Here is an 8,609-nt window from a genome sequence, read left to right on the forward strand (position 1 = left end):
CTCCGGGGTGGGCGGCGGCGGGTTCGCGCTGGTGCACGACGCGAAGTCGGGCGACACGCGGGTGCTGGACTTCCGCGAGGTGGCGCCGAAGGCCGCGTCCCGCGACATGTACCTGCGCGACGGCGCGCTCGTGCCGGGGCTGTCCACCGACGGCGCGCTGAGCGTGGCGGTGCCGGGCGCGGTGGCCGGCTACCTGGAGCTGCTCGCGACGCACGGCAAGCTCAAGCCCGCGGTGGTGCTGGCCCCGGCCATCCGGCTCGCGAAGCAGGGCTTCTGGGTGACGCCCAAGTACCAGCAGATGGCGACGGGCCGCGCGGAGTGCCTGCGCACGGATCCGGAGGCCACGCGCATCTTCCTCGTGCCCGACGCGCAGGGGAACCCGACCGTGCCCCCCGTGGGCCACGTCATCAAGCAGCCGGACCTGGCGCGCACGCTGGGCCTCATCGCGAAGGGCGGCGCGAAGGCGTTCTACGCGGGCCCGGTGGCGCAGGCGCTGGTGAAGTCGGTGAAGGACGCGGGCGGGGTGCTCACCCAGGAGGACCTGACGGCGTACCGGACGCGCAAGCCCGCGCCGCTGGAGACCACCTACCGGGGCCACCGCATCCTCACGATGCCGCCCCCCAGCGCCGGAGGCCTCGCCGTCGTGCAGGTGCTGGGCATGCTGCAGCAGCTGCGTCCGCAGGGCGTGCCCTACCGCGACCCGGACACGCTGCACCTCTACGTGGAGGCGGTGCGCCGCAGCTACGTGGACCGCGCGAAGTTCCTGGGGGACCCGGCCTTCGTGCAGGTGCCGCTGGAGCGGCTGGTGTCGCCCGGCCACATCGCGGACCTGGCGGGCAGCATCGACCCCAAGAAGGCCACGGCCAGCGCGTCGCTCCTGGCGCCGGTGAAGGGCGGCCCGGCCTCCACGCTGCGCCCCGAGCCAGGGGCCCTGGAGCCGGAGCCGACGGTGCCGGAGAAGAAGAACACCACGCACATCTCCGTCATCGACAAGGACGGCAACGCGGTGGCCATGACGACGACGGTCAACTACAGCTTCGGCTCGTGCATCGTGGGCAAGGGCACCGGCGTGATCCTCAACGACCAGATGGACGACTTCGCCGCGCAGCCGGGCGTGCCCAACGCGTACGGGCTCGTCACCGGGGAGCCCAACGCCGTCCAGCCCGGCAAGGTGCCCCTGTCCTCCATGGCGCCCACGCTGGTGTTCTCCAAGGAGGACCCGAAGCAGGTGATGCTGGCGGTGGGCAGCCCTGGCGGCTCCACCATCCCCACCACCGTCATCCAGGCCATCAGCAACGTGGTGGACCACGGCATGGACGTGACGCGCGCGGTGGGCGCCGGCCGGCTGCACCACCAGTACCTCCCGGACGAGCTGCGGGTGGACAAGTGGGGCCTGGAGCCGGCGACGCTCTCCGCGCTGGAGGCCCGAGGCCATAAGATTCGCCGGGTGGAGGCCTGGGGTGACGCGGAGGCCGTCTACAGCGACCCGCGCACGCACCTGCGCTATTCGTCCAGCGATCCCCGCAACGAGGGCGTCGCGCTGGGCCAGGACTGAAGCAGAGGAGAACCGAGCCCGTGCCCGAGCCGCTGCCCCTCTTCGATGCGCACCTCCACCCGGAGGCCCTCACCGACCAGGACCTGGAGTCCATGCGCTTCTTCGGCGTGGAGCGGGCCCTGGTGGTGGCGCATCACTTCCCGGAGGCCACGGCCAAGGGGCTGCGTCAGCACTTCGACCACCTGGTCGAACGACAGCTCCCGCGCCTGGAGCGGCTGGGCATCCGCGCCTGGGCCGCCCTGGGCGTGCACCCGCGCTGCATCCCCCGCCGGGGCCTGTCGGAGGTGCTGGGCCACCTGCCGGAGTACTTCGAGGGCGGCCGCGTGGTGGCCCTGGGCGAGACGGGGCTGCACGCGGGCGGCGAGGAGGAGGAGGAGGCCTTCCTCGAACAGCTCGCCCTGGCCCGCCAGCTCAAGCTGCGCGTGGTGGTGCACACGCCGCTGAGGGACAAGGAGCGCCACACGCGGCGCATCCTCACGCTCCTGCGCCAGTCGGGCCTCGCGCCGTCGCGCGCGCTGGTGGACCACGCCAACGCGCGCACCGTGCGCACCATCCTGGAGGTGGGGCACTGGGCGGGACTGACACTGCACCCGGAGGCCCTCCAGGCGGACCGGGCGGTGGCCCTGGTGCGGCGGCTGGGCAGCGAGCGGCTGGTGCTGGACTCGGACGCGGGCGACGGCGCGGGGGACATCCTGGGCCTCGCGCGCACGGCGAACCTGCTGGGCAAGGCGAAGCTGTCCGAGCGGCTCGTGCGGCGCGTCACCCGCGACAACGCCGCCCACTTCTTCCAGATCCACGACTGAGTGCGCCATCGCGTCGGGCGAGCAGCTGGTGTGCGCCCGGCGCGGCGGTGTGAAAAGGCCGAGGAGTCGCGGAGGTTGTAAATGCAGCGGGCCCCGCGCGGTGAAGCGCGAGGCCCGGGGATTTACAGCGCCTGCGACAGGCCGGGCACCCGAGGGTGCCGGAGGCCAGGCAGGGGCCTAGTTCACCGACACGGAGGCGGACATCTCGGGCTGCAGGCTGAGCCCCTGCGCGTCCGGCGCCAGCCGCACCTGCACGCCCTGCGAGCGGTACTCCGCCAGGGAGTCCGCCGCGTCGTCGAGCAGCTGCTGGTAGCGCTCCTCCAGCTCCACGGCGATCAGCAACATGGTCTCACCGGCGTCCGCCACACCCGGGCGGTACACCTGGCAACGCTGGAACCGCGCCCAGCGACCGTTCTGCATCTTCACAAGCTCGCCGTCGTAAGCCATGCGCAGCTCCTCACGTGGGAAATCCGACGGACGCAATCTAGAGATGAATCCGCGCGCTGTCACCTCCCTGCTTGAAAATTCGTAAACCTGTCGGAATTCCAGAGGGTTGGAGGGCCTCGAAGGCGTGTTCCGAGCCCCTGGGGGGACCGGGCTGGTGCAAAATGTAAAGTGCCTGACTGTCAACGCGGTTAAGTCCGACCCCGGGGCGATGCCGCGTTGCGCTGTCAACACATCGCCCCCCTGACGCGGCGCGGGGGAAGCAACCGGAGCGCTGGGGCGGGGCTGACGCGTGGCACCCGGCCGGGGCATCCCTTAGATTCCACCGGATGAAGTTGCCCCAGTTGTTTCGCCGCGACCGGCCCACCATTCCGTCCGCCAACGCGCAGGATCACGCGGAGCGGGTGATCGCGGAGTCCCTGCGCGTGCTCGGTCAGGTGTGCACGAAGGTCGCGGACGCCATCGAGGCGCAGCGGCTGGAGCGCAACGGCTACGCGCACAACAGCTACCTGCGGCGCATGGACGAGCGGGAGAAGGCCGACGACGCGGCGAAGCCCGGGTCGGGCACGGCGGGCTCGGGAGGATGACGCTGTCGCCAGGGGCTCGGGACGAGGCTTCTGGAGACGACGACGTCCCGGTGCCGTGTCTGGCCTCGGCGCCCACGTGGCGGGAGCGCGGCATCTCCATGCCCATGCCCGCGCTGGCGGACGAAGAAGGGCCCCGCGTGGATCCCGGCCTGCCGCCCGTCGTGGATGCCCACGTGCACCTGTTCCCCGACCGCGTCTTCGAAGCGGTGTGGCGCTGGTTCGACAAGTACGGCTGGCCCATCCGCTACAAGCTGCACACGCCCGACGTGCTGACGTTCCTGCTGTCCCGGGGCGTCGAGCGCGTGGTCGCCCTGCACTACGCCCACAAGCCGGGCATGGCGCGCGCCCTCAACGCCTACATGGCGGAGGTGGTGAAGGCCGAGCCCCGCGTCCTGGGGCTGGGCACCGTGTTCCCCGGCGAACCCGGCGCCACCGACATCCTGGAGGAGGCCTTCGCCCTGGGCCTGAAGGGCGTGAAGCTGCACTGCCACGTCCAGTGCTTCTCCCCGGACGCGCCCGCATTGCACGCCATCTACGAGACGTGCGCCCGGGCCGGGAAGCCGCTCGTGATGCACGCGGGCCGCGAGCCCGCCAGCGCCCGGTATCCGATTGATCCCTACACGCTCTGCGCGGCGGAGCGGGTGGAGCGCGTGCTGGCGGATCATCCCTCGCTGAAGCTGTGCGTGCCCCACCTGGGGGCGGACGAGTTCGACGCCTACGCGCGCCTGCTCGAGCGCCACGACACCCTCTGGCTGGACACGACGATGACGGTGGGCGGCTACTTCCCCGTGCCCCTGCCCCGCCAGGCGCTGGAGGTGCGGCCGGAGCGCATCCTGTACGGGACGGACTTCCCCAACATCCCGTACGCGTGGGACCGGGAGATCAAGGCGCTGGCGGGCCTGAAGCTCGCCGAGGACGCACTTGCGGGAGTGCTGGGAGGCAACACGCTCAAGCTCTACGGCGAGGACGTATGTTGAAAAGAAACGCAACCCCTTCCGCAATGGAAGAGGCATTCCCATCTTCGACCCCATAGAATCGCGGTCCCCAAGCAGACGCCGCCATCCCAGAGGCTCATACCCATGTCGAACATCCTGGTCGTCGACGACGACGCGAGTCACCGCACGCTCATCTGCGATGCCCTCCAGGAGATGGGCTACGCCACCACGGAGGCCGCCAACGGGCGCGAGGCGCTGGACCTGCTGGAGGAGGACATCCCGGGCGCGGTGCTGCTCGACCTCCGGATGCCGGTGATGAGCGGCTGGGGCCTCTTGGACGCGCTCAAGAAGATGCCCCGGGCGCGCAACCTGCCCATCATCATCATCTCCGGGTACGGCTTCGAGTGGGAAGCGGAGCTCGTGGGCGCCGCGGGCTACATCTCCAAGCCGGTGGACCTGGACAAGGTGCGCACCACCGTGCAGCAGATCGTCGGGCCGCCTGAAGTCGCCATGGTGCACTGAGTCGGGAAGCACCGGGCAGGCAGGGCCCCATCCGTCAACCCGAGGATGGTGGGAGGCCCCTGGGAACGTGGTGTGATGGCGTCCTTCATGACGCCCCCCACTTCAGAACCGAACGGCGCCGAACTGGCCATCGACGCGCGCGGCCTCGTCAAGCGCTTCGGTGGCTTCACCGCGCTGGACGGGTTGGATCTCCAGATTCCCCGGGGCGCCTTCTATGCGTTCCTCGGCCCCAACGGCGCCGGCAAGTCCACCTCCATCGCGCTGCTCACCGGCGTGTACGGACCGGACGCGGGCTCCATCCGCATGCTCGGCGTGGACGCGGTGGCCAAGCCGCTGGACGTCAAGCAGCGCGTGGGCGTGGTGCCGGAGGAGCTGAGCCTCTTCGAGCGGCTCACCGGCCGGCAATACCTCACGTTCTGCGCGCGCATGTATGGCCTGGACGGGAGCACGGCCGCATCCCGCGCGGTGGAGCTGCTGGAGCTCACGGAGCTCACGTACAAGGCCGGCGCCCTGGTGGCGGAGTACTCCAAAGGCATGCGCCGCAGGCTCGCCATCGCCGCGGCGCTCATCCACGGGCCGGAGCTGGTGCTGCTGGATGAGCCCTTCGAGGGCATCGACGTGCTCGCCGCGGGCGTCATCCGGGAGCTGCTGCGCGAGCTGAGCCGCCGGGGCGTGACGCTGCTGCTCACCACGCACGTGCTGGAGATCGCCGAGAGGCTGGCCACGCACGCGGGCGTCATCCGCGGCGGGCGCATGTTGGATCAGGGCCCGGTGGAGGCGCTGCGCCAGCGCCACGGCGCGCCCACGCTGGAGGCGGTGTTCGAGAAGCTGGTCGCCGTGCCGGCCGCGCGCAACGCGAAGCTGTCGTTCTACGCCGACCCCGCCGGGACGGTGCTGCCGCTGCGCCGGGAGTCCGCGTGAGCCGCCCGCCCGTCCCCGGGTTCTTCCGGCACCTGCTGCTGCTGTGGGGCCTGCGCCTGCACCTGGGCCTCAACCAGGGCCCGGGCAAGAGCCGGCTGCTCGCGGTGGCCGCGTTCGTGGGCTCCAGCGCGCCGGGCGTGCTGCTGGGCCTGTCCTTCTTCAAGCTGATGCGCATGGGCGCCATCGCGCACAGCAACGTGTGGCCCTACTTCATCCTGAACCTCCTGTGCTTCGTCACCGCCGCCACGTGGGTGACGTGGCCGCTGTTGTCCGCGGGCGTGGATGATCACTCGGAGCTGTCCCGCTACGCCGCGTTCCCCATCTCCCCGTTCCGGCTGCTGATCGGCTCCACGGTGGCGAGCCTCTTCGAGCCCCGCGCGCTCGTGTTCTACGCGCCCCTCACCGGCGCGGCGCTGGGCTATGCGTCGCGGCACCGGCTGGCGGCGCCCTGGCTGGCGGTGGTGCTCTACGTGCTGTTCGCGCTCTTCTGCGCGGCGTGGAGCCGGGTGGGCCTCTACACGGTCATCAACGTGCTCCGGGAGAAGCACAGCGCGCGCATCATGGGCGGCGGCCTGCTGGCGTTCCTCGTGGCCGCGTCGTTCATCCCGCCCATCGACACGTCGTGGCTGACGAGCATGGGCGAGGCGGGCGTGAGCGCGCTGGACATGAGCCTCATCATCAACGCGGCGGTGGCGCTCAGCCAGGTGCCGCCGGGCTACTTCGGGGACGGGCTGGGGCAGCTCGCCCACGGGCGCGTGGGCATCGCGCTGCTGGAGGCCGCAGGGCTCCTGTTCTTCACCGGCGTGGGCATGGCGGTGGCGTACGCGCTGCTGCTGCGCTTCCACCGGCAGGCGGGGCGCGCCGGCGGGACGCAGAAGGACGGCGGGGACCGCGACCCGTTCGCCACCACGCGCACGCGCTTCGACACGCTGGTGCGCCGCGAGGTGCTGGACCTGTGGCGCAACCCGCGCGCGCGGCTCCTGGCGGCGGTGCCCTTCATCCTGGCCATCCTGCTGAAGCTGCTGTCGGGCCGGGACCTGTTCGTGTTCCTGCTGGGGAACAGCGCGGATGCGTGGGTGATGGGCGGCCTGAGCATCTACGGCGCGGTCGTCATCGCCTCCACGTTCTCGCAGAACACCTTCGCGTACGACGGGCACGGCTTCGCGGTGTTCCTGGCCGCGCCCCTGGACCTGGCGGACGTGCTGCGCGCGAAGAACCGCGTGCAGGGCGTGGCGGCGCTGGGGATGGCGGTGCTGGTGGGCGTCTTCTACCGGGTGTACTTCGGCGCGGGCACGCTCGTGGACTTCCTGTGCGCCATGGTCGCGGTGGCGGCGGTGGTGCCCATGCTGCTGGCCGCGGGCAACTTCCTGTCGCTGTACTTCCCGGTGAAGTTCCACGCGAGCCTCAAGCGGCGGGACAAGATTCCCCTCACCGCGTCCATGCTGGGCATCCTCGCCGCCAGCGTGGGCTGCATGCCCTTTGGCCATGCGCTGCGGATGGCGGGGAAGGCCGGACCGGGCTGGCACTCCGTGGCCTTCATCGCCGGGGGCGCGGTGCTCTACTTCACCGTCTACCGGGCGGTGCGCCCGCTGGCCATGCGCCTGTTGGACCAGCGCCGGGAGGTGGTGCTCCGGGCGGTGACGCGCGAGTAGGCGCGCGGGGAACACTTCCCCCGCGCGCCGGGTGGCGACGGACCGCGCTTCTTCAGTACGCCACGCCGAACTTCGCCGCCTGGGTCTTCACGCTCTTCATCACGTTGGCGTCGAAGGCGTCCTCCTTCTTGGGCGCGTTCTTGTTGAGCCACTCGTCGCGGTCGCTCGCGAGCTTGGCGACCTTCTGCTCCAGGGCCTTCCGCTCGGTGGAGAGCTGCTTCACCTTCGCGGCCTGCTCCTCCTTCTTCAGGCCCTTGAGCGCCTCGGGCAGCTCGTCATCCTTGATGGAGGCGAGCGCGGTCGGCTGATCCACCAGGTCCACCGCGCCGCCCACCGTGGTGGGCGCGCTGCTCACCGCCGCCGCGCTGGGAGCGCTCATGCCCGCGCCCCGGCTGGACTTCATGTAGCTGATGCGGTCCGCGGCGGCCTCGGCGGACATGCCCTTCATCGCATCCGCGCGGACCTGGTTCATCACCTGCGCCTCCTTGCGGCCCGCGTAGAGCGTCTTCGACGCCAGCTCCGCGTTCACGCGGGAGAGCTCCTCGTCGAACGGCGTGGCCACCGCCACCATGCCGCCCGCCGCGTCGATGGAGTCGAACGTGCCGTCCGTCAGCTTCGCCACGTAGCGCCAGGAGACCTCGGTGGAGGAGTCCCCGCCGCAGCGCACCGTGTTCACCACGATGTGGCGCTCCTTCGCGCGCTTGGACCACAGCTTGAAGTCCCACTCCGCCTCGCGCTGGGCCGGGGGCGCGTCACCCACCAGGAAGATGACCTTCATCACCTCGCGGTTCTGGTTCCACTTGAGCAGCGAGACGGCCTCGCCCAGCCCGCGCCCCACGTGCTCGGGGGAGTCCCCGCCTCCGTCCGCCTGGAGCTTGCGCAGCTCCGCGAACACCGAGTCCAGGTCGTCGCTCAGGTCGAAGCGCTTCGTCACGTAGGCGTCCCCCACGTCCCGGTACGCCACCAGCGCGACCTTCAGGTGCGGGGTGGGCTTGCCCTTCGCGATGCGCGACGCGATGGAGAAGATCTTCTGCTTGGCGCCCTCCAGCAGCCCGCCCATCGAACCCGTCGTGTCCAACACGAAGGCCACTTCAATCTCCGGCTGCGTCCCCTTCCCCTGCGCCTGCACGTCCTGGCCGGCCGGAGCCTGTCCGGGCGCTGGCGTCGTCGCGGGTGGCACGGGCATGGGC

Annotated in this window: 9 protein-coding genes; 7 read left to right on the forward strand and 2 right to left on the reverse strand. The window is 71.0% G+C overall.

The genetic code is table 11. From position 1 onward, the window contains the following. Together ggt and D7V93_RS30770 are read left to right on the forward strand one after the other, a co-directional pair. A partial coding sequence (ggt, locus tag D7V93_RS30765; protein WP_120646779.1) for a gamma-glutamyltransferase occupies positions 1–1,555 on the forward strand: 1,555 nt, incomplete at its 5' end. 20 nt (positions 1,556–1,575) lie between these two features. Next, complete coding sequence (locus D7V93_RS30770) at positions 1,576–2,358, forward strand: TatD family hydrolase (protein WP_120610150.1); 783 nt, start codon at positions 1,576–1,578, stop codon at positions 2,356–2,358. Positions 2,359–2,535: 177 nt separating this feature from the next. On the opposite strand, the gene D7V93_RS30775 is transcribed toward D7V93_RS30770, so the two are convergent. Further along, the gene (locus tag D7V93_RS30775) at positions 2,536–2,805 is read right to left on the reverse strand and encodes a hypothetical protein (RefSeq protein WP_120646780.1); all 270 of its coding nucleotides are present in this window, start codon (positions 2,803–2,805) and stop codon (positions 2,536–2,538) included. A gap of 326 nt (positions 2,806–3,131) precedes the next feature. On the opposite strand from D7V93_RS30775, the gene D7V93_RS30780 reads away from it, so the two are divergent. From D7V93_RS30780 to D7V93_RS30800, 5 genes are all read left to right on the forward strand, one after another. Further along, on the forward strand, positions 3,132–3,389 hold the full coding sequence (locus D7V93_RS30780; protein WP_120646781.1) for a hypothetical protein: 258 nt from the start codon (positions 3,132–3,134) through the stop codon (positions 3,387–3,389). Further along, the gene (locus D7V93_RS30785) at positions 3,386–4,366 is read left to right on the forward strand and encodes an amidohydrolase family protein (RefSeq protein WP_120646782.1); all 981 of its coding nucleotides are present in this window, start codon (positions 3,386–3,388) and stop codon (positions 4,364–4,366) included. Before D7V93_RS30780 ends, D7V93_RS30785 begins: the two co-directional genes overlap by 4 nt. 102 nt (positions 4,367–4,468) lie before the next feature. Next, on the forward strand, positions 4,469–4,846 hold the full coding sequence (locus D7V93_RS30790) for a response regulator (RefSeq protein WP_120610154.1): 378 nt from the start codon (positions 4,469–4,471) through the stop codon (positions 4,844–4,846). A gap of 75 nt (positions 4,847–4,921) precedes the next feature. Then, complete coding sequence (locus D7V93_RS30795; protein WP_244237615.1) at positions 4,922–5,767, forward strand: ABC transporter ATP-binding protein; 846 nt, start codon at positions 4,922–4,924, stop codon at positions 5,765–5,767. Next, complete coding sequence (locus tag D7V93_RS30800; RefSeq protein ID WP_120646783.1) at positions 5,764–7,419, forward strand: hypothetical protein; 1,656 nt, start codon at positions 5,764–5,766, stop codon at positions 7,417–7,419. The genes D7V93_RS30795 and D7V93_RS30800 overlap by 4 nt, the downstream gene beginning before the upstream one ends. 52 nt (positions 7,420–7,471) lie before the next feature. Here the strand turns inward: D7V93_RS30800 and D7V93_RS30805 are convergent. After that, the coding region (locus tag D7V93_RS30805) for a vWA domain-containing protein (protein ID WP_147451422.1) at positions 7,472–8,609 on the reverse strand (1,138 nt) is incomplete at its 5' end.

The sequence above is a fragment of the Corallococcus llansteffanensis genome (assembly GCF_003612055.1).
Taxonomy (GTDB): domain Bacteria; phylum Myxococcota; class Myxococcia; order Myxococcales; family Myxococcaceae; genus Corallococcus; species Corallococcus llansteffanensis.

Bases quoted from the DNA above. Each gene is read 5' to 3' on its own strand.
- D7V93_RS30775 (WP_120646780.1), bottom strand. From the start codon at position 2,805: ATGGCTTACGACGGCGAGCTTGTGAAGATGCAGAACGGTCGCTGGGCG.
- D7V93_RS30780 (WP_120646781.1), top strand. From the start codon at position 3,132: ATGAAGTTGCCCCAGTTGTTTCGCCGCGACCGGCCCACCATTCCGTCC.
- D7V93_RS30785 (WP_120646782.1), top strand. From the start codon at position 3,386: ATGACGCTGTCGCCAGGGGCTCGGGACGAGGCTTCTGGAGACGACGAC.
- D7V93_RS30790 (WP_120610154.1), top strand. From the start codon at position 4,469: ATGTCGAACATCCTGGTCGTCGACGACGACGCGAGTCACCGCACGCTC.
- D7V93_RS30795 (WP_244237615.1), top strand. From the start codon at position 4,922: ATGGCGTCCTTCATGACGCCCCCCACTTCAGAACCGAACGGCGCCGAA.